The sequence below is a fragment of the Nocardia sp. CA-120079 genome (genome assembly GCF_050955745.1).
In the GTDB taxonomy this organism is placed as follows: Bacteria; Actinomycetota; Actinomycetes; order Mycobacteriales; family Mycobacteriaceae; genus Nocardia.
Genome location: NZ_CP192088.1, coordinates 9,127,272 through 9,146,961, shown reverse-complemented (window position 1 = coordinate 9,146,961; position 19,690 = coordinate 9,127,272). Strand labels below are relative to the sequence as shown.

At 66.2% G+C, this 19,690-nt stretch carries 20 protein-coding genes; 11 read left to right on the top strand and 9 right to left on the bottom strand.

Annotated features, from left to right (window positions below; translation table 11 throughout):
* Window positions 1-2: 2 nt before the first annotated feature.
* On the bottom strand, window positions 3-665 hold the full coding sequence (locus tag ACQPYR_RS41360) for a hypothetical protein (protein WP_433625275.1): 663 nt from the start codon (window positions 663-665) through the stop codon (window positions 3-5).
* A gap of 307 nt (window positions 666-972) precedes the next feature.
* On the opposite strand from ACQPYR_RS41360, the gene ACQPYR_RS41355 reads away from it, so the two are divergent.
* Window positions 973-2,262, top strand: coding sequence for an adenylosuccinate synthase (locus ACQPYR_RS41355; protein ID WP_040696877.1), 1,290 nt, complete (start codon window positions 973-975; stop codon window positions 2,260-2,262).
* An 81-nt stretch (window positions 2,263-2,343) separates the two neighbouring features.
* The gene (locus tag ACQPYR_RS41350) at window positions 2,344-4,953 is read left to right on the top strand and encodes a LuxR C-terminal-related transcriptional regulator (protein ID WP_433625272.1); all 2,610 of its coding nucleotides are present in this window, start codon (window positions 2,344-2,346) and stop codon (window positions 4,951-4,953) included.
* A 210-nt stretch (window positions 4,954-5,163) separates the two neighbouring features.
* Here ACQPYR_RS41350 and ACQPYR_RS41345 read toward each other — a convergent pair whose 3' ends face one another.
* A complete protein-coding gene (locus ACQPYR_RS41345) occupies window positions 5,164-5,484 on the bottom strand; it encodes an NAD(P)H-binding protein (RefSeq protein WP_433625270.1) in 321 nt (106 codons plus the stop codon).
* A 95-nt stretch (window positions 5,485-5,579) separates the two neighbouring features.
* Between ACQPYR_RS41345 and ACQPYR_RS41340 the strand changes: the two genes are divergently transcribed.
* The 4 genes from ACQPYR_RS41340 to ACQPYR_RS41325 all read left to right on the top strand — a co-directional run bounded on the left by ACQPYR_RS41340 (window position 5,580) and on the right by ACQPYR_RS41325 (window position 7,509).
* The gene (locus tag ACQPYR_RS41340) at window positions 5,580-6,500 is read left to right on the top strand and encodes an AraC family transcriptional regulator (protein WP_433625267.1); all 921 of its coding nucleotides are present in this window, start codon (window positions 5,580-5,582) and stop codon (window positions 6,498-6,500) included.
* Window positions 6,501-6,537: 37 nt separating this feature from the next.
* Window positions 6,538-6,798, top strand: coding sequence for a type II toxin-antitoxin system Phd/YefM family antitoxin (locus ACQPYR_RS41335; protein ID WP_433625264.1), 261 nt, complete (start codon window positions 6,538-6,540; stop codon window positions 6,796-6,798).
* 118 nt (window positions 6,799-6,916) lie between these two features.
* Entirely contained in the window at window positions 6,917-7,150 is a 234-nt protein-coding gene (locus tag ACQPYR_RS41330) for a DUF433 domain-containing protein (protein WP_433625261.1), read from the top strand.
* The gene (locus tag ACQPYR_RS41325) at window positions 7,147-7,509 is read left to right on the top strand and encodes a DUF5615 family PIN-like protein (RefSeq protein ID WP_433625258.1); all 363 of its coding nucleotides are present in this window, start codon (window positions 7,147-7,149) and stop codon (window positions 7,507-7,509) included. The genes ACQPYR_RS41330 and ACQPYR_RS41325 overlap by 4 nt, the downstream gene beginning before the upstream one ends.
* A gap of 16 nt (window positions 7,510-7,525) precedes the next feature.
* On the opposite strand, the gene ACQPYR_RS41320 is transcribed toward ACQPYR_RS41325, so the two are convergent.
* The 7 genes from ACQPYR_RS41320 to ACQPYR_RS41290 all read right to left on the bottom strand — a co-directional run bounded on the left by ACQPYR_RS41320 (window position 7,526) and on the right by ACQPYR_RS41290 (window position 14,651).
* Window positions 7,526-8,278, bottom strand: coding sequence for a DUF427 domain-containing protein (locus tag ACQPYR_RS41320; protein WP_433625256.1), 753 nt, complete (start codon window positions 8,276-8,278; stop codon window positions 7,526-7,528).
* A gap of 38 nt (window positions 8,279-8,316) precedes the next feature.
* Window positions 8,317-8,781 carry a MarR family winged helix-turn-helix transcriptional regulator gene (locus ACQPYR_RS41315; protein ID WP_433625254.1) on the bottom strand — a complete coding sequence of 155 codons (465 nt, stop codon included), beginning with the start codon at window positions 8,779-8,781 and terminating at the stop codon, window positions 8,317-8,319.
* A 90-nt stretch (window positions 8,782-8,871) separates the two neighbouring features.
* Window positions 8,872-9,951, bottom strand: a complete 1,080-nt coding sequence (locus ACQPYR_RS41310) for an acyl-CoA dehydrogenase family protein (RefSeq protein WP_433635387.1) — start codon at window positions 9,949-9,951, stop codon at window positions 8,872-8,874.
* A 20-nt stretch (window positions 9,952-9,971) separates the two neighbouring features.
* Complete coding sequence (locus ACQPYR_RS41305) at window positions 9,972-11,003, bottom strand: acyl-CoA dehydrogenase family protein (protein ID WP_433625252.1); 1,032 nt, start codon at window positions 11,001-11,003, stop codon at window positions 9,972-9,974.
* Window positions 11,000-12,217 (bottom strand): acyl-CoA dehydrogenase family protein, encoded by a 1,218-nt coding sequence (locus tag ACQPYR_RS41300; RefSeq protein WP_433625250.1) that lies wholly within the window; start codon window positions 12,215-12,217, stop codon window positions 11,000-11,002. The genes ACQPYR_RS41305 and ACQPYR_RS41300 overlap by 4 nt, the downstream gene beginning before the upstream one ends.
* On the bottom strand, window positions 12,217-13,104 hold the full coding sequence (locus ACQPYR_RS41295) for an enoyl-CoA hydratase (protein WP_433625247.1): 888 nt from the start codon (window positions 13,102-13,104) through the stop codon (window positions 12,217-12,219). Before ACQPYR_RS41295 ends, ACQPYR_RS41300 begins: the two co-directional genes overlap by 1 nt.
* Entirely contained in the window at window positions 13,104-14,651 is a 1,548-nt protein-coding gene (locus tag ACQPYR_RS41290; protein WP_433625244.1) for a FadD3 family acyl-CoA ligase, read from the bottom strand. Before ACQPYR_RS41290 ends, ACQPYR_RS41295 begins: the two co-directional genes overlap by 1 nt.
* A 97-nt stretch (window positions 14,652-14,748) precedes the next feature.
* On the opposite strand from ACQPYR_RS41290, the gene ACQPYR_RS41285 reads away from it, so the two are divergent.
* From ACQPYR_RS41285 to ACQPYR_RS41265, 5 genes are all read left to right on the top strand, one after another.
* A complete protein-coding gene (locus ACQPYR_RS41285) occupies window positions 14,749-15,936 on the top strand; it encodes an acyl-CoA dehydrogenase family protein (RefSeq protein ID WP_433625242.1) in 1,188 nt (395 codons plus the stop codon).
* Complete coding sequence (locus ACQPYR_RS41280; RefSeq protein ID WP_433625239.1) at window positions 15,933-16,784, top strand: SDR family oxidoreductase; 852 nt, start codon at window positions 15,933-15,935, stop codon at window positions 16,782-16,784. Before ACQPYR_RS41285 ends, ACQPYR_RS41280 begins: the two co-directional genes overlap by 4 nt.
* 224 nt (window positions 16,785-17,008) lie before the next feature.
* Window positions 17,009-17,737 (top strand): hypothetical protein, encoded by a 729-nt coding sequence (locus ACQPYR_RS41275; RefSeq protein WP_433625236.1) that lies wholly within the window; start codon window positions 17,009-17,011, stop codon window positions 17,735-17,737.
* A gap of 45 nt (window positions 17,738-17,782) precedes the next feature.
* Complete coding sequence (locus ACQPYR_RS41270; protein ID WP_040696837.1) at window positions 17,783-18,388, top strand: TetR/AcrR family transcriptional regulator; 606 nt, start codon at window positions 17,783-17,785, stop codon at window positions 18,386-18,388.
* A gap of 95 nt (window positions 18,389-18,483) precedes the next feature.
* Window positions 18,484-19,671: an acetyl-CoA C-acetyltransferase gene (locus ACQPYR_RS41265; RefSeq protein ID WP_433625233.1), complete on the top strand. Its 1,188-nt coding sequence runs from the start codon at window positions 18,484-18,486 to the stop codon at window positions 19,669-19,671.
* The last annotated feature ends 19 nt before the right edge of the window (window positions 19,672-19,690 follow it).

Below are 19,690 nucleotides of genomic sequence, written 5' to 3'. Positions count from 1 at the left end.
CGTCAACGCACCAGCAGCCAGTTTTCGTGATGCCGATAGAACGACGAGCGCGGCAGCACCCGATCGTTGGCGATGCCGTCCCTGGTCACCACGGCCCCCGGTGTGCCGAGCTGCGCGGCCCGCCCTTCCAGCCAGCGGCGCCTGCGGATGATGTTCTTCTGCACGCTCGCCCGCACTCCCGGCATATCCAGCATGGGGGAGACGATCATCGCGTCGACCTTGCCGGAGAACAACTGGGCGTCGTCCACATAGGCTTCGCCCTCGAGCTTCTCGCCACCGGGCCCGGTGATCTCGGCCCGTCCGACCAGCACGGTTCCGGTGTCGTCGCGAATCAGCGGGGTTTCGACGGGCCGACCCTTCACCGCTCGTTTGGCGGCGGCGTTGCCGGTGCCGGTCTGGTAGGCACGCGAGCCGTAGGTCTTGTCGACGGGCACGTACCCGATCTCCACATGCAGTCGCTCGGTCCGCATCAGATGGGTCAGCACGGAGGCCAGGGCGGCATCGTCGCCGAGCACGATCAGCCGGGGCAGGCTGTCGGCGGCGAGGACGGGCAATAGCTCATCGATGACGCTGTTTTCCGGGATGGCGGTCGTCTGCGAGAGCGGCAGCGACGCGAGGGCGATGGGTACCGGTGCGCCGTCGCAACGGAGAACGTGGGTACTCAAACTGCCGTACACCCTCCTCGGTTCGGCCGACAACCCGTCGGTCACCCTCGCCACCTGTCGGCGGACCCCTGGTCCGCCAGTGCCTCGCAACCATAGCTGTGTTTGATTGGCAGCGCCTGCGGCGCGAACTCCTCGCTCGTAAGGCTTACTCCGTTGTGGCTGCGTAGACATCGACCGTTGACTGCGATCCGGACGGCAGCCAGGACGCAACTGGGCATTGGGTAGAATGTGCTTCCGGCCACCGCCTCGATACGGCAGGTAGCTGCAACAGATGGCTGTTGCGCGTCGAACCGTAGGAGACACGACCATGCCGGCAATCGTCCTGATCGGCGCCCAGTGGGGCGACGAGGGTAAGGGCAAAGCAACCGATCTGCTCGGTGGCAGGTTGCAGTGGGTGGTCCGGTACCAAGGCGGTAATAACGCCGGTCACACGGTCGTGCTGCCCAATGGCGACAAGTTCGCGTTGCATCTGATCCCGTCCGGCATTCTCACGCCGGGCGTGACGAACGTCATCGGCAATGGTGTCGTGGTCGATCCCGGCGTCCTGCTCGCCGAGCTGGCTGGACTGGAGGAGCGCGGCGTCGATACCTCCGGGCTGCTGCTCTCGGCCGATGCGCATCTGATCATGCCGTACCACGTGGCCATCGATAAGGTCACCGAACGCTTCCTCGGCAATAAGAAGATCGGCACCACCGGTCGCGGCATCGGTCCGTGCTATCAGGACAAGGTCGCCCGCGTCGGTGTGCGCGTCGCCGATGTGCTCGACGAGAAGATCTTGACTCAGAAGGTCGAGGCGGCCCTGGAGTTCAAGAATCAGGTTCTGGTGAAGATCTACAATCGTCGCGCATTGGACCCGCAGCAGGTGGTGGATGAGGTTCTCGGACAGGCGGAGAGCTTCAAGCACCGCATCGCCGACACCCGCCTGGAACTGAATCTGGCGCTCGAGCGCGGCGAGACCGTGCTGCTGGAGGGTTCACAGGGCACCCTGCTCGATGTGGATCACGGCACCTACCCGTATGTCACCTCGTCCAACCCGACCTCGGGTGGTGCGGCCGTCGGCGCGGGCGTCGGACCCAACAAGATCACGACGGTGCTCGGCATCCTGAAGTGCTACACCACCCGCGTCGGCTCGGGTCCGTTCCCGACCGAACTATTCGACAATTTCGGTGAATTCCTGGCCAAGCAGGGCGGTGAGGTCGGCGTGACCACCGGCCGGGCCCGCCGCTGCGGCTGGTTCGACGCGGTCATCGCACGCTATGCGACCCGGGTCAACGGCGTCACCGACTTCTTCCTCACCAAACTGGACGTCCTGTCGAGTCTGGAGCGGGTGCCGATCTGCGTCGCCTACGAAATCGATGGCAAGCGGGTCGAGCAGATGCCGACCACACAGACCGAATTCCACCACGCCAAGCCGATTTACGAAGAGATGCCCGGTTGGTGGGAAGACATTTCACATGTCGAGACGTTCGAGGAATTGCCCGCCAACGCCCAGGCCTATGTCTTGCGCCTGGAGGAGTTGTCCGGCGCGCGCATCTCCTGCATCGGCGTCGGACCGGGTCGTGACCAGACCATTGTCCGTCACGACGTACTCGGTTAGGAGCCCGAGCAGCGGAGCCGGTGCGCCCGTTCATGGTTCGTTGTCATCGATCATGATCCGTGACGAACTACAGTAAGAGCTATGGCTCGGAACTGGCCGATGATCGAGCGCGAGACCGAGTTCGAAGCGATCCGCGCGGCACTCACCGGAACTGAATACGTCGGTGCGGTATTGACGGGCGACGCCGGAGTCGGGAAGACGACGCTGGCGAGACAGGCGACGGCTGCGGTAGGCGGCAATGTGCGGTGGGTGGCGGGTACGGAATCGGCCCGCAGCATTCCGCTGGGCGTATTCGCCCATATGGTCGGCATTTATACCGCACACGATCCGGTGACATTCATGTCGGCGGCGCGCGAGGCGCTGCTCGCCGACGGGCACGCGATCATCGGTGTCGACGATGCGCACCTGCTCGATCAGCTTTCGGCCACACTGCTGTTGCAGCTGGCCATCGATAAGGCCGCGCATATCGTCGCGACCGTGCGCAGCGGGGTGCAGGTGCCAGATGCGGTGACCTCGTTATGGAAAGACGGCCATCTGCTGCGTATCGACCTCACTCCGTTCACGCAGCAGCAGAGCGTCGATCTGGTCGAGTCCATGCTCGGTGGGCAGTTGGAAGGCTTCACCGCGAACCTGATGTGGGAGTCCTCGGGCGGAAACGCCCTGTTTCTGCGGCATTTGGTGGAGGGCGCGCTGGAGGCGGGCGCGCTGCGGCAGGTGAACGGCGTCTGGCAGCTGCGCGGCCGGGCCGCGGTGACCTCGGAATTGGCTGCGCTACTGGAGGATCGGGTCGAACAGCTGCCGGAACCGGTGCTGCGAGTGCTCGAACTGCTCACCTTCTGCGAGCCCATCGATCTCGACGTGCTTTCCGAACTGGCCGGGGAGGAAGCCGTGGAGGCCGCCGAAACCCGCGGTCTCATCCGGGTTGTCGAGAACACCCACCAGTTGATCGTGCGCTACAACCATCCGCTGTTCGGTGAGGTCATCCGGCGCAGGCTCGGCATCGCCTCGGCCCGGCGGCTGCGCGGTCGGCTGTACTCCTCGCTCAAGGAACGCGCGATCAATTCCGCGCCCGACCGCATCCGGCTGGCCGAATTGGCCTTGGACAGTGATAAATCCGCCGATCTCGAACTCTTCGAGGCGGCCGCGGCCGATGCGATCGGGCTGGCTAATCTGCCGCTCGGTGAGCGCTTCGCCAGGGCCGCGGTGGAACGTCGCGGCGGAGTGGAGGCCGCGGATCTGCTGGCTCGGGCGCTGCTGTGGCAGGGCCATCGCATCGAGGCCGAACGCACCCTCGCCAGCTTCGATCCGGATCAGATGAACGAGGTGCAACTGGGCCGGTGGGGCAGCACCCGGGTCTCGAACCTGTTCTGGGCCATGGGCGATGCCGAGCGTGCCGACGAGGTGCTCGCGATGCTGCGCGGCAAGGTGCAGCATCCGAAGATCATGGCCACCTTCGACGGCCTGGCCGCGGCGTGCGCGGTTCACGAAAATCTGCTCGAGGAAGCGTTTTCCGGAGCCGAGTCGGTGATGGAGACCGAAGGCGCCCCACCGTGGGCGGTTTGGTGGGCGGCCTTCGGCGGTGGACTGGCACTGGCGCTGATGGGCAAGGGCGATGCAGCGCGGCAGTACGCGGCCCGCGGGCATCAGGTGGAGTCGCATATCGACGGACTCAACCGGTTCATCTCGACCCATGCCGAGGTGCTCGCGCTGATCTGCACCGGTGATCTCGAGGCCGCACGCCGGCGCGCCTCGGGGTATTTCGGCTACTCGGCACCGGGCCAGTACCTGGCGTGGGGCATGTCGAAGATCTTGCAGGGCACCGTCGACGTGGCGCAGGGCCGCTTCCCGGACGGGATCGAACATCTCGAACAGGCTCTGGCCGCGCTTACCGCCGAGGGTGCCGCCGCTTGGCATATTCCGGCGAGAATCCGCCTGGCCGAGGCATATTCGGCACTCGGGCGCGCTCCGGAGGCGGCCGAATCCATTGCCGAGGCGGCCGCTCGCGGTGGCAGGCACAGCGCGGTCTACGACCCGCAGTTGGAGATCGCGCGTGCTTGCGCGGCCGCCGCGGAAGGCACCGTCACCCCCGCCATCCGACTGGCCATGGGCGCCGCTGACGCCGCCGCGCGCGCACATCAGCACGCCATCGAGGCCATGGCACTGCATACCGCCGCGCGCTTCGGCGAGCATTCCGTGGCAGGCCGACTCGCCGACCTGGCCGCGCGGGTCGACGGCGAATTGGTGCAGGTCCAGGCCCGCCATGCGGTGGCGCTCGCGGCTCACGACGGATCCGGACTAGACGCGGCCGCAGCCGAATTCGAGCGTATCGGCGCCATGCTCTCCGCCGCCGATGCCGCCGCCCAAGCCGCATCCGCCCACGAACGCGCCGGTGATCGCCGCAGGCTCCTCGAATCCGCGGCCACCGCGAACCGTCTCGCCGCGGCCTGCGGCGGTGCAGGCACGCCCGCTTTGCGCCAGGCAGCCCAGCCCTTGCCACTGACCTCCCGCGAGCGTGAAATCGCGAATCTCGTTGCGGCAGGCCTGTCCAACCGCCAGATCGCCGATCGCCTTACGGTTTCCGTCCGCACGGTCGAGGGTCACCTCTACCGCGCCTGCATCAAGATGGACGTGACCGACCGCGAGTCCCTAGGGGCGCTGATGCGTGGTGAGTCCTCCGGCGGGGTCGGCTGAGTGCGGCGTTATTCGGGGAAAGCTGAATCACGGTAGGAGTCGCCGCCGCTCACCACGCCGCGGGCCGAATGTCCGCTGGTGTCATAGGCATCCACGACCACGTCGTAGCGGAGGTCGGAGCTCGGCTCGTCGGGGAGTGAGTCGGTGACGCCGGGATCACCGTCACGCCCGCGGCCTCGGCTTTCGCGCCGTACTCGTCGAAAACCCGCTTCAGGAAAGCTGTTCGCCGGACAGATCCGTGTAGTGCGCGATGGCCGCCGCCAGCACCGGCTCGCCATTGTGTACATACGCGGACAGGCTGCTGATGACGACGTCCGCGTCGATGAAGGCGGCGACCAGTGCGTCGTGATCGGTGAGTGCCGCGACCCGGATCTCGGCATCCGGCACCCCGGCTGCCACTGCTGCCGCCCGCATCCGGGATGTACTGCGGCCCACCAGGATCGGGGCAATTCCGCGTCGATGTAATTCGGTGAGTAGGTAGCCGCCGGTGTGGCCGGTGGCGCCGTAGACGGCAATCTTCGTCGTTGTCATGAGTAAGACTCTATCGACAGCGTATGAGTATATGAATGGCCAATATGCGCAGTCTGATGTCTGAAACACTCATTAAGTGGAGGTATGGTGAACAGGTGGACATCCTCAGCGAAACCATCGCCGCCATCCGGACCGGCAACCCGACCTCCGGCCTGTTTGTCCGGCACGCGCCGTGGGGCCGTGCCTATCCGGTCGTTCCCGGCGCGGGCTTCCATGTGGTGCTGCAGGGTTCGTGCTGGGCGGTGCCGACGGGCGGCGAACCGATAGCTCTCGGCGTCGGCGACGTCCTGTTCATGCCGCGCGGCGCCGACCACGATCTGCTCGACCGCCTGGACAGCCCGGTCACCGAGCAGGCGCAACCGGGGGAACCGCGCGAGATCACCGGACCGGGTGCGCGCACCGCCCTGCTGTGCGGCGCATACGAACTCGGTAGGCAGCGCAGCCACCCACTGCTCGACGAACTCCCCGAATTCATCCATCTCCCAGCGCGTCCCGGCCGCCACCCGTCCCTGCGCGCCGCTGTCGACCTGCTCGCCGCCGAGGTCGCCGAACCGAAACAGGGCAGCGATGCCGCTGTCCCGGTCATCCTGGAAACCCTGCTCCTGTTCATGCTGCGCGCCTGGTTCGACGAACAGGCCGCCGACGAACCCGCCACCGGTTGGGCCGGGGCCTTCGCCGATCCGGCGGTCGCCGCGGCACTGCGCGCCGTACACGAAGCACCCGCCCGCACCTGGACGGTCCCCGACCTCAGCGATATCGCGGGCGTCTCCCGAGCCACCCTGGCCCGCCGCTTCGCCGCCACCGTCGGTGAACCACCCCTGGCCTACGTCACCCGCTGGCGCATGCTCACCGCCGCCCGCCTGCTCCGCGACACCGACAGCCCCCTCGGCGCCATCGCCCGAAAGGTCGGCTACACCTCCGAATTCGCCTTCGCCAAGGCCTTCAAACGCGAATACGGCCAGGCCCCAGGCCAATACCGCCGCGCAGACGAGCAGCCCCCACTGATCGCGGTCTGATCGCCGCCTTAGCGCTATGTAGGCTACAACTGGTGTTATGAAGGTGACCACACAGCGAGAGTTCCGCAATAACCACGCAGCGGTCATGGACGCTGTCGAGGCGGGCGAGGTATTTCGGGTCACCCGCAATGGCGTGGAGGTCGCCGAACTGCGGCCTGTCGGCCGCCGCCGATTGACCTCTGCGGAACTCGTGGAACGGCACCGCAAACTGCCCCGCGTAGACCATGCTCGGATGCGACCGGAGTCCGACGAGTTCTTCAGTGCCCCCGAAATCACGCGATCACCCTGGCGGAGCTGAACAGGGCGCCGCGGGCCTCGAGAGCACGCCCGAGATCGTTGCGATCTGACGCGCCGAAGGTCGGCTGAAGAGGTCTTCGGGCGGTCCTGGACTTCGCCGTCCGGGTAGAATCGTCGTCATGTCCCGTCTCGATCGCATCACCTCGAGCCCCGCCATCTGCCACGGCAAACCGGTGGTACGCGGGTTGCGGTATCCCGTGGAGATGCTGCTGGAGTTGCTGGCAGCGGGCATGAGTATCGATGAGATCCTGGCGGACTACCCGGATCTGGAGGCCGACGACATACTCGCGGTGCTCGAATACGCCGCGATCGTGACTGCTCGCCAGACAACGATCCCGTTCAACGCGGCGTGAAATTCCTCGTAGACGCCCAGCTTCCTCGCAAGCTGGCGGTCCTGCTGAAGAATGCTGGGCATGACGTCGTGCACACCTCGACGATCGCACAAGGAAACCGGACAACGGATAGTGAGATCGCGGCGATCGCTGATCGAGAAGGTCGAGTCGTCGTCACCAAGGATCGCGACTTCTGGATCGGGCACATACTCGACCAGTCGCCACGGTCGCTGCTGATTGTCTCGACCGGAAATATCGCCAATGCTGTTCTGCTTCAACTGTTCAGCGAACATCTCGGCGAGATTGTGCGCCTGCTCGACGAGTGTGCGGTAGTTGAGGTCGGCCACGATCGGCTGGTCGCGCACAGCGATCCACAGTGAGCGATCGACTGCCGCGTCAGCTGAACGGGGTGTTGGGGCGGTCCTGGAGTTCGCCGTCGAGGTAGATATCGACCTTCTCGTTGTAGAAGCAGGCCAGGCCCGCGATCTTCTGGCTTTCCGGGAGCGGGGTGCGGTAGCCCCAGACGATGTCCGGGTATTCCTTGCCGTCGATGTGGACGGTCCAGTAGTCGGCGGTGCCCTTGTACGGGCAGCTGGTGTGGGTTGCCGAGGGCTTCAGCAGGTCTTGGCGGACGTCGGTCAGGGGGAGGTAATACCTTGCGGGGAGGCCGGTTTCGAAAAGAATGCGGGGGGAGTTCGAGTCGGCGACGGTGGTGCCGTCGATTTCGACGCGGATATGGCGCGAGCTGGCGAGGATGTCGACGCGGGTGTACGGATCGCGCGGGTGGACATAGACCGGCTCGTCCTCTTCGAACCATTCGTCCATGGCGTTCCAGTCCAGGCGTACCAGCTCGTTCAGTTCGGTGAACGGGGAGTCGTGATAGCGCACCGCGGCTCCGGACGCGGTGGTGCCGTCGACGACCACGTCGTATCCGGTCGCGGTGCCGCGGCTCGGGGATTTCGCGCTGGTGCCGTTCGGCTCGAGTTTCGCGTGCAGATCCGCGACGGGCAGATAGTAGGTCGGGTAGTGCGGACTCTCCCAGACCAGGACCGGTCGGGCGGTATCGGCGACCAACTGGCCGCCGAGATAGACCCGGACTCGCTTCTGGCTGGTCGCTACCTTGACTCGGCCACGCTTCTCATCGGTCATACTCTCCGACCGTACTCCGGTCCGACCAGCCGAGTCGGCTATCGCGACCTGGACAGATGCTGCGGCACCGACTTCTTCAGCGCGTCCAGCAGTTCCTTCATATCGCTTTCCATGCGGGCCAAACGTTCGATATCGAAACCGGTGAGCCCCGCCGCCATCGCCTCGCCGAAGGCGCCGCGGGCACGCCTCAGGCGACTGCGTCCGGCCGGGGTGAGCTCGACGACGACGGCCCGGGAATCATCCGGATCCTTGCGTCGGGAGGCGTATCCGTCCGCGACGAGTTTGCCGATCAGCGCCGTTGCCGCCGGCTGTGAACATCGATCGATACGAGCGAATTCGCTGACGCGTACCGCGCCGTGTTCATCGAGCACCGCCAGTGCGCGCATCACGGCTCGCGGCAGATCGTCGCCGCTGATCACCCCGGCCAGCCGGGTCAGCCGACCGGCGGTGACAAGAAGGTTGACCACGATGTCATCTGCTGTTGCCGCCTGAGCCTGCTGCATAGAATATTATTACATACGCTAACTATGTATGGCGAGGCCGGGGCCGTCCAAACGATAGCGCCCCGGCGAATCCGCCGGGGCGCGTGACCATCAGGGGGTTGGTGTGCGCGGCCTGCGCGGCTGCCCGAACAACTCCGCATCACCATGTGCGCGCTTGAAGAACAAATGCGCGTCATGTTCCCAGGTGATGGCGATGCCGCCGTGTAACTGCACCATCTCGGCCGCGATGGTCGTGAATGTCTCCGAACAGTGCGTCCGCGCCACCCAGACATCCTCCGCAGCGGACGGACTCTGCTCCGCCACCGCGACCGTCGCCGCATAGGACGCGGATTTGGCCGACTCCACCAGCACATACATATCCGCCATGCGGTGCTTGAGCGCCTGGAAGCTGCCGATCGCCCGCCCGAACTGCACCCGGGACTTGGCGTATTCGACCGTGATCTCCAGGCACCGTTCGGCCGCACCGACCTGCTCAGCAGCCACTGCGGCCCAAGCGATTTCGTGCAGCCGTGCGGTGAGCGCCGGATCCGCCGAAGCGAGCCGCCGCGCCGGAACCTCCGCAAACGTGATTTCGGCGAGCTTGCGAGTGGGATCCATAGTCGCGACGGCACGTCGGGTGACGCCCGCGGCTCCCGACTCGACCTCGAACAGTCCGTCAGATGTCACCACGACAAGAGTGTCCGCAGGCAACCCGTCGAGCACGTAATGCGCTGTGCCGGACAGTGTTCCGCCTTCGGAATGCACGCCCGGCTCATCCCAGCCGCCGGTGCCCGCCCAGCACACCGCGATCGTGCGGGCGCCTTCGGCAACCTCGGGCAGCAGCCGCGCACACGCCGCACTGTCACCGGACAACAGCACCGCCTGCGCACCGAGCACGGCCGAACCCAGCATCGGCACCCCGGCCAGCGTGCGCCCCAATTCGGTTACCACCAATAGGGATTCGACCAGGCTGGCGCCGAATCCGCCGTATTCCTCCGGAATCGCCAGCGCCGCGACACCGACCTGCTCGCACAGCAGCCGCCACAGCCTCGCGTCATAGCCGAGTTCGGTATCCATTGCCGCGCGCACGGCGGCTGATCCGGCGTGCTTGGCGAGCAGCGCCCGGACCGAGGCGATGAACTCCTGATGCTCGGTGCTCGGCCCACCCGTCGCCCGACCACCACCCCCCATCGAATCGCTACGCGATGCAGTCATTTCATACCTCGCAAGGCTCGATCCCGAACAGCCTCGTCGCGAAGTGCGCGGGAAATCCGGGAACGATGCAGATCCGGTGTACCCCAGGCCGACCGCAGCGCGGTCACCCTGGTCAACCACAGCGACAGGTCGTACTCGGCGGTGTAGCCGATCGCGCCGTGCACCTGCAGCGCCGCGCGCGCTGCCCGATAGGCCGCATCGCCGCAGGCGATCACCGCAGCCGAAACGTCGCGCCCGCGCGTGGTTTCACCCATCGTCAATGCCGCCCGATAGAGCAGCGGCTCGGCCAGATCCAGCCCGATCAGCACATCGGCCAACTTCTGCTTGACGGCCTGGAATTCGCCGATCGGTTTACCGAACTGCTTGCGCTGCTTGGCATATTCGGTCGCCGCGGCCAGCAATGCTCGACCCGCACCGAGCAACTGCGCCGCATTGGCCAGCGCGCCGGAGTCGAAGGCCGCCCCAACCGCATCGAGTACCTGCTCACCTTCGGCGACAACGGCATCGGATTCGATGACGAACAGTCGCCGCGCCGGATCGACCGATCGCACCAGACCCGCGCGATGTCCGGTGCGGAGCTGATTACCGTCGGCGATGAGCACGACGTCGGCGGTATCGGCATCCAACGCGACCGTGCCGTGTTCGGCCGAGGTGAATGCCAGCGTGCCGAGCGCCGCGCCGTCCGCGAACTCGGGCAGCCAGCGCGCGGCCGGTGCGGTATCCGGAAGGGCTTGCAGCAGTACCGGTATCGCGGCCGCCGTCTCGACCAGCGGGCCGGGCGCGGCGGCGCGGCCGATCTCCTGGAATGCGACGACGAGATCGATCGGCTCCGCACCGACACCGCCGTGCTGCTCCTCGACGGCAAGACCGAGCGCACCCGCACCGGCCAGCTGCCGAATGAGCGCGCGTCCGGGCCGGGGATCGCCCGCGGCCCAGCTGCGCACCGCGGCTGGTGTCCGTCCGGCGTCGAGCAGCTTGCGCAGGCTGGTGCCGAAGTCGAGTTGTTCCGGGCTGAGCGCGAATCTCATCGGCTGCTCCCTCTCGGTAGTCCGAGCAGCCGCTCGGCGATGATATTGCGCTGAATCTCATTGGTGCCGGCGTAGATCGGGCCGGACAGCGAGAACAGATAGCCGTCGGTCCAGGATCCGGACCGCTCGGCCGCACTGCCGAGCACCTCCAGCGCGGTCTCGTGCATGGCGATATCCAATTCGGACCAGAACACCTTGGTGATCGAGGATTCCGCGCCCAGCTTGCCGCCCTCGTTCAACCGGGTGACCGTGCCGAAGGTGTGCAGCCGATAGGCCTCGCTGCCGATCCAGGCGTCCACCACCGCATCGCGCTGCGCGGTATTGGTGCGGTCGCCGGTGTCGAGCCAGAGATCGATGAGCCGCTGCGCGGTGGCGCTGAAGCGGCCAGGGGACCGCAGCGACAGTCCGCGCTCATTGCTCGACGTACTCATCGCCACCCGCCAGCCGTCGCCGGGCTCGCCGATCACATCGCGATCTGGCACGAAGACATCGTCGAGGAAGATCTCCGCGAAGCCGGGTTCCCCGTCCAACTGCGGAATCGGCCGCACCGAAACACCATCCGCGGACAGCGGGAACATCACATAGGTGAGTCCGCGATGCCGCCCCCGGCGGCTGCGGTCAGGCCCGGAGGCGGCAGCCTGCGTAACCACGGAGGGCTCCGCATCCGCCGCATCGGACTCGGCCTCGGGATCGCTGCGGAACAGTCCGAAGGCCCAGTCCGCGAATGTTGCTCGCGAACTCCACGTCTTCTGACCGCTCAATAGCCAGCCGCCGGTGGTGCGTCGCGCGGTCGAGCGGATACCGGCCAGATCGCTGCCCGCCTCCGGCTCGGACCAGGCCTGCGCCCAGATATCGTCACCGCGTGCCATCCGCGGCATGATCCGTTCCAACTGCTCCGGCGAGCCGTGCTCGAAAAGTGTCGGCGCCAGCAGGAATATTCCGTTCTGGCTGACCCGCCCCGGTGCACCGGCGGCGTAGTACTCCTGCTCGAACAGCACCCACTCCAGCAGCGAGGCATTGCGGCCGCCGTACTCCTGCGGCCAGGCGACGACCGACAGCCGTGCCTCGGCCAGCGTGCGCTCCCATTCGCGATGCGCCTCGAACCCGGCCTTGGTATCCATCGAAGGCAGCGGCTTCGCGGGTTTGGCGGCGGCGAGGAATTCGCGGACTTCCCGCTGGAATTCCTGCGTCGCCTGATCGAGATCCAGATCCACTACGTTGTCCCGTTCTGCTCGGACGTCGAGGCCGTCGTCGCGTTGGCCTTCATCGACTTGGCGTTCATACCGCCGAGCGAATCCGCGCCGACCTCGGCATTGTGCGCATGTGCGAAGTGATGCAGGCCGAATACCGAATCCATGCCCGCCCGCATGCCCATCAGATCCTCGGCCTGGTTGACCGCCTTCTTGGTCAGCGCGAGCCCGAATTGCGGCATGGTGGCGATCTTTTCGGCCAGGTCGAGGGTTTCGGTCTCGAGCTGCTCGCGCGGCACGACGCGATTGACCATGCCCCACTGCTTGGCCTGCGCCGCATCGAAGCGGTCACCGGTGAACAGGAACTCCTTGGCCGCGCGCGGACCCATCACCCACGGATGGGCGAAGTACTCCACACCCGGAATGCCCATGCGCACAACGGGATCGGAGAAGAAGGCGTCATCGGAAGCGATGATCAGATCGCAGACCCAGGCCAGCATGAGCCCGCCCGCGATGCAGGCGCCCTGCACCATGGCTATGGTCGGCTTCGGAATTTCCCGCCAGCGTCGGCACATGCCGAGGTACACCTCGAGCTCGCGCGCGAAACGCTGGTCACCGCCGACCTTGTCGACGTGATCCCACCAGAGCGCGGCCTTGTTCTGGTAGCGCACATGGTGATCACGGCCGGGCGTGCCGATATCGTGCCCGGCGCTGAAGTGTTTTCCGTTGCCCGCCAGGACGATTACGCCGACCTCGGGATCCTCGACCGCGCGCTCGAAGGCGGCGTCGAGAGCGTAGGTCATCACCGAGTTCTGCGCATTGCGGTAGTCGGGCCGGTTGAGCGTCACGATGGCGACCCGCCCGCGCCGTTCGTACGTGACGACGTCCGGCTCATAGGGGATCTCGGACATTACGACTTCTCCTCACGTAGTTCACGTTTCAGCACCTTCCCGGCCGCGCTATAGGGCAATTGGTCCCGGAATTCGATGAACCGCGGCACCTTGAAATTCGCCAGCACCGTGCTCGCATGTGCGCGGACCTGCTCCTCGGTGAGTCCCGCGCCGGGCTTGCGCACCACAAATGCCTTGCCCACCTCGCCCATTCGGGTATCCGGGACTCCGATGACCGCGGATTCGGCCACCCCGTCGAGCCGGGCCAGCGCCTGTTCCACCTCCGCCGGATACACATTGAATCCGCCGGAGATGTACATATCCTTGAGTCGATCGGTGATCTTCAGATAGCCGCGCTCGTCGATCGTGCCGATATCGCCGGTGTGCAGCCAGCCCTCGGTATCGATGGTTTCCGCGGTGCTTTCCGGATCGTCGAGGTAGCCGAGCATGACATTCGGGCCGCGCAGCAGTACCTCACCTTCCGGACTCAGCCGCAGCTCGAAATCGGCGATCGGCCGACCGCAGGTGCCCGCGATGGTCGCGGCATCGTCGTCCGCGCGACATATGGTGCCGAATCCGGCGGCCTCGGACAGCCCGTAGCCGGTGATGACCACATCGAAGTCGAGTTCCGAACGCATGCGCTCGACCAGCACCACCGGTACGGTCGCGGCGCCGGTGACGGCGACCCGCAGGGTGCTCAGGTCGAAATTGTCCCGGTCCGGGAAGTCCAGGATCGTCTGGTAGATGGTCGGCGGTCCGGGCAATACCGTGATCTTCTCTTCGCCGACCAGTCGCATGGTCACCGGCACATCGAAGGTCGCCTGCGGAATGATCGTCGCGCCGGTCACCAGGCACGCGAGAATGCCTGCCTTGTAACCGAAGTTGTGGAAGAACGGGCTGACCACCAGATAGCGATCGGAGCTGTCGAGGGTGGAGCATTCGGCCCAGGCCCGCACCACCGCCAGCGCCTGCCGATGCGCGACCAATGTGCCCTTGCTGCGTCCGGTGGTGCCGGAGGTGAACAGGATGTCGGAAATGTCCTCGGGGTCGACATCTTCGGCACGCTTCACGGCATCGGCCGGCGTGACGGATTCGGCAACTTCGGCCAGCTGCGACCAGCTCAGCGCGGTGGGATCGTCGGTATCCGACTCGACCGGAATGACCACCACTGTATCGATGTGCAATTCCGGTGCTGCGGCACGCAATTCGGCCAACCGATCCCTTCCGAGGAAGGTCCCGGCAATGAACAGCGCCTTGGCCTCGACCCGCTCCAGCACATCGGCGGCCTCGTCCGCGACGTAGCGGGTATTCAACGGCACCAAGGCCGCGCCCGCGTAGTGCGCGGCCAGGGCGGCGATCACCCAGTGGTAGGTATTCGGCGCCCACATGGCGACCCGATCTCCCGGCTGCACGCCACGGGCGATCAGCGCCCGCGCCACCTCCTGCACCGCCGCCAGCAACTGCGCCCAGTCCAGCCGTACGTCGCCGTCGCCGAGGGCGGGCGCGGTGCCGAAGGTGCGCGCGGCATCGTGCAGTGCCATGGGTGTCGTTTGTGCAGGGGTTGTCACGGGTGTCCTCACCGTCGGCGGGGTCTTTTGCTGCCTTTGCTCGATAAAAGCGGTCCGGCTCTAACAAAGCAAGTGCTTGGTAGGTTATCCTACCGGCGTGGTTGCTATCCAGACCTCAGATTCCGACACTGCGGCACAGGACGCGCGGTTTTCCGCAGAAGTGCGCGAGTGGTTGGCCGAGAACCTCGACGGCGAGTTCCGTGCGCTGCGCGGACTCGGCGGGCCCGGCCGCGAACACGAGGCCTTCGAAGAACGCCTCGCCTGGGACCGGCATCTGGCCGCCGCAGGCTGGACCTGCCTCGGCTGGCCCAAGGAGTGGGGCGGGCGCGAGGCCTCGGTGCGCCAGCAGGTGATCTTCCATGAGGAATACGCCAAGGCGAACGCGCCCGCGCGGGTTTCCCATGTCGGTGAGGAACTGCTCGGTCCGACGGTATTGGCCTTCGGCACCCAGGCGCAGAAGCAGCGGTTCCTGCCGGGCGTCCGGAATGTGACCGAGCTGTGGTGCCAGGGCTACTCCGAACCCGGCGCGGGCTCGGACCTGGCGGCCATCACCACCAGCGCCCAGCTCGACGGCGACGAATGGTCGATCAACGGCCAGAAGATCTGGACGTCGCTGGCCCATGTGGCCGACTGGTGCTTCGTCGTCGCACGCACGGAAAAGGGTTCGACCCGGCACAAGGGCCTTTCCTACCTGCTGGTTCCGATGCATCAGCCCGGTATCGAGGTCCGCCCGATCATCCAGCTGACCGGCACCTCGGAATTCAACGAGGTCTTCTTCGATGACGCCCGCACCGCCGCGGACCTGGTCGTCGGCGAACCCGGTGACGGGTGGCGCATCGCCATGGGCACGCTCACCTTCGAGCGCGGCATCTCCACCCTCGGCCAGCAGATCCGATTCGCTCGCGAACTGGCCGATATCGAGGCATTGGCCCGCCGCACCGGCGCGGCCGAGGACCCGTTGATCGCCGACCGCATCGATAGGGCATGGGTCGGCCTGCGCGTGCTGCGCGCGCACGCGCTGCGCACCATGCAGGACAGCACCGCCGACGACGGCGGCCAGGCCTCGGTATCGAAGCTGCTGTGGGCCAACTGGCATCGCGGCCTCGGCGAATTGGCCATGGCCGTGCTCGGCCCCGCCGGGCTGGTGGCCGATGAGCACGATCTCAACGAATGGCAGCGGCTGTATCTGTTCACCCGCGCCGACACGATCTACGGAGGTTCGAACGAAGTGCAGCGCAATATCATCTCCGAGCGCGTGCTCGGACTGCCGCGGGAGGCTCGATGAATACTGCATCGCATAGCGATTCCACGGGGGGTGGTGGTCGGGTGACGGGTGGGCACGGACCGCTTTCCATTGCGCCGCAGCCCATTCCGGGGCACGGTCTGCTGACCGGACGCAATGCCGTGATCACCGCCGCGGCGGGCACCGGCATCGGCTCCGCGACCGCGCGCAGGTTGCTCGCCGAGGGCGCCGATGTCGTCGTATCCGACTGGCACGAGCGGCGTCTCGCCGAAACCGAGGTCGAGCTCAAGGCCGAATTCCCGGAGCGCCGGGTCGCCTCGATCGTGTGCGATGTGCAGAGCAGCGAACAGGTCAACGAGTTGATTCGCGGTGCCGCGACGGCATTGGGACGCATCGACATCATGGTCAACAATGCCGGACTCGGCGGCGAGACACCGGTCGTCGATATGACCGACGAGCAGTGGGACCGAGTCCTGGACATCACCCTCAACGGCACCTTCCGCTGCACCCGTGCCGCCCTCGGCTACTTCCGCGATGCGGGCCACGGCGGTGTCATCGTCAATAACGCCAGCGTGCTCGGCTGGCGCGCGCAATACGGCCAGGCGCACTACGCCGCCGCCAAGGCCGGCGTCATGGCCCTGACCCGCTGCAGCGCCGTCGAGGCCGCCGAACTCGGCGTCCGCATCAATGCCGTCGCCCCGAGCATCGCCAGGCACGCCTTCCTCGACAAGGTCAGCTCGACCGAACTCCTCGACCGCCTCTCCGAACGCGAAGCCTTCGGCCGCGCGGCGGAACCCTGGGAAGTCGCTGCCACCATCGCCATGCTCGCTAGCGACTACACCTCATACCTCACCGGCGAAGTGGTATCGGTCAGTAGCCAGCGCGCCTGATCGACGCAACCACATGCGCGTGACTCGACCGTCGGGCGCGCCACGAGTGCTGAACGTCCCGCTATCAGCGACCACGACGGAGCGAGTCTTACGAGCGAACACGCCGCGCCGAAGGCGCGGCCATCAAACACTGCCTGATCAGGTAAAAAGGCGGGGACGCGGGCCGTATACCTGTGCAATGCTGGGAGTGGTCGAATCCCGCACTCCCCTAAGGGGCGATGGCTATGGGGCAGGATCGCCCACCGGCCCGCGAACAACTGGAACTCGAATTGGTGCGCGAAGTCGTGCTGGCCAGGCGACGTCTGGACAGCATGGTGCTCGCGGCGCTCACCCTCGGTGCCGAACTCATGGACCACACGTCCGAGCGCGCGACCGCGACCCGGACCGCCCAGATTCTCGAGCAGTACGCGATCGATGAATCCGAGGTCGCCCGTGATCCGCGGGGTGCGTTGCGCGCCGATATGACACGCGACTACGAACGCGCCTGCCGCGTCGGGCTCAGTGCCGCATCGCTCGGATCCGAACAGGACCGCAGACGGCGGCGGCAGACGGCACTGCTGTGTGAGGTGCGAGCGGATCTGCTCGACGTCATTCGCAAATGCCGCAAATTCCGCTTCGATCGCGTGGCATTCGCCGACGAGATCGCCCAAGGTCTGTGCGCCGCTACGGACAAGCTGGTGGTCGGTGCGGATATGGATACCTATCGTGCCTGGCAGCGCGGCATGATCCTCAAACTCATCGAGGAGCCGGTCCCATTCGGTCCACCGCGCGTCATGGCCACTGTCGACGCAGGCCCGGATCGCAGCCCGCTGACCGTCGAATGGGACAGCTGTGAGCGCAGACTCGCGCTGGTCGCCCGGATGGCGCGCGCGGGCGTCTCACCGGTCGTGATCTGCGACCGACTCCTTGCCGACCTGTCGGTGTCGTCACCACTGCGCTATTCGATGCGCTGACCAATCGAGGCACGCGGCTGGCCCAAGCAAATGCTTGGTTGTATTATGAGCCGTGTGACCGCACCAGACGCCTCGAAATCAGCTCGGCGCAATGAATTGCTCGCACTCGCGGCCCAACTGTTCGCCGAGCGTGGGCTGCGTGCGACCACCGTGCGGGATATCGCCGATGCGGCCGGAATTCTATCGGGGAGCCTCTATCACCACTTCGATTCCAAGGAGTCGATGGTCGACGAGATTCTGCGCGGCTTCCTCGACGATCTGTTCGGGCGGTACCGGGAGATCGTGGCCTCCGGGCTCAGTTCGCGAGATACCTTGGAAGCCTTGGTGATCGCGTCCTACGAATCCTTCGACCGCTCACACGCCGCGGTGGCGATCTACCAGGCCGAGGCCAAGCGGTTGCGCGATTCGGAGCGGTTCACCTATATCGCGGACTACAACCGCGAATTCCGCGAGCTGTGGCACCGGGTGTTGATCAATGGCGTCGAGGACGGCAGCTTCCGGCCGGAACTCGACGTCGAATTGGCCTACCGGTTCCTCCGGGACACGGTTTGGGTTGCGGTGCGGTGGTACGAGCCCGGCGGCTCGATCACCGTCGAGAACCTCGCCAAGCAGTACCTGACCATCGTGCTGGACGGCCTGACCGTGCCGTAGTCGATTTCGGCGGTCGCGTGGCCCAGCGTGGGCTACGCGAGCTACCGCCTCCAGGCCCGTCGCTCCCGCCGGGCAACACCAAGTAGGAGTTCTCCATGTCAGCACCATCCGCTCGCCGCCCGTACACCCCGCTGCGGGACGCCTATGTGATCGACGCGGTGCGTACGCCGGTCGGCAAGCGCAATGGCGCGCTGGCCGCGGTGCATCCGGCCGATCTCGGCGCGGCCGCATTGCGTGGGCTGCTGGATCGCAACCCTGTTGATCCGGCGGTGGTCGACGATGTGATCGTCGGCTGCGTCGACAATATCGGTCCGCAGGCCGGCAATATCGGTCGCACGATGTGGCTGGCCGCCGGTTATCCGGAGGAAGTTCCTGGTGTCACCGTCGACCGGCAGTGCGGATCTTCCCAGCAGGCCATCAATTTCGGCGCGCAGGCGATCATGAGCGGCACGGCTGAGGTGATCGTCGCGGGTGGTGTGCAGAATATGAGCGCTATTCCGATCTCGGCGGCCATGTTGGCGGGCAAGGAATATGGTTTCGACGCACCGTTCGTCGGGGCGCAGGGCTGGGACCATCGCTATGGCACCGCGGAAGTTTCGCAGTTCAACGGTGCCCAGATGATCGCCGACAAGTGGAATATCAGCCGAGAAGAGATGGAGCGCTGGGCATTGCGCAGCCATGAGCGCGCCCGCGATGCCATCAAGAACGGCCGCTTCGACGGCGAAATCGTGCCCGTCGGTGATTTCTGGATCGACCAGGGACCGCGCGAGACCTCGCTCGAGAAGATGGCGTCGCTGCCGGTGCTCGCCGAGGGCAGCACACTGACCGCCGCGGTCGCCAGCCAGATCTCCGACGGCGCGAGCGCGACCCTGCTCGCCTCCGAATGGGCCGTCGCGGAATACGGACTGCGCCCGCGCGCCCGCATCCACCATGTGAGCGCCCGTGGCGCCGACCCGATCATGATGCTCACCGGCCCGATTCCGGCCACCAAGTGGGCGTTGGAGAAGACCGGTCTGACCATCGAGGATATCGATGTCGTCGAGATCAACGAGGCCTTCGCCCCGGTCGTGCTCGCGTGGCTGCGCGAGACCGGCGCCGATCCGGAGAAGGTGAACGCCAACGGCGGCGCGATCGCCCTCGGCCACCCGCTCGGCGCCACCGGCGCAAAGCTTTTCGCCACCCTGCTCAATGAGCTGGAACGCCGCAACGGCCGCTACGGCCTGCTCACCATCTGCGAGGGCGGTGGCACCGCCAACGCGACCATCATCGAACGCCTCAGCTGAGCGTGATGGATGTCTTAGC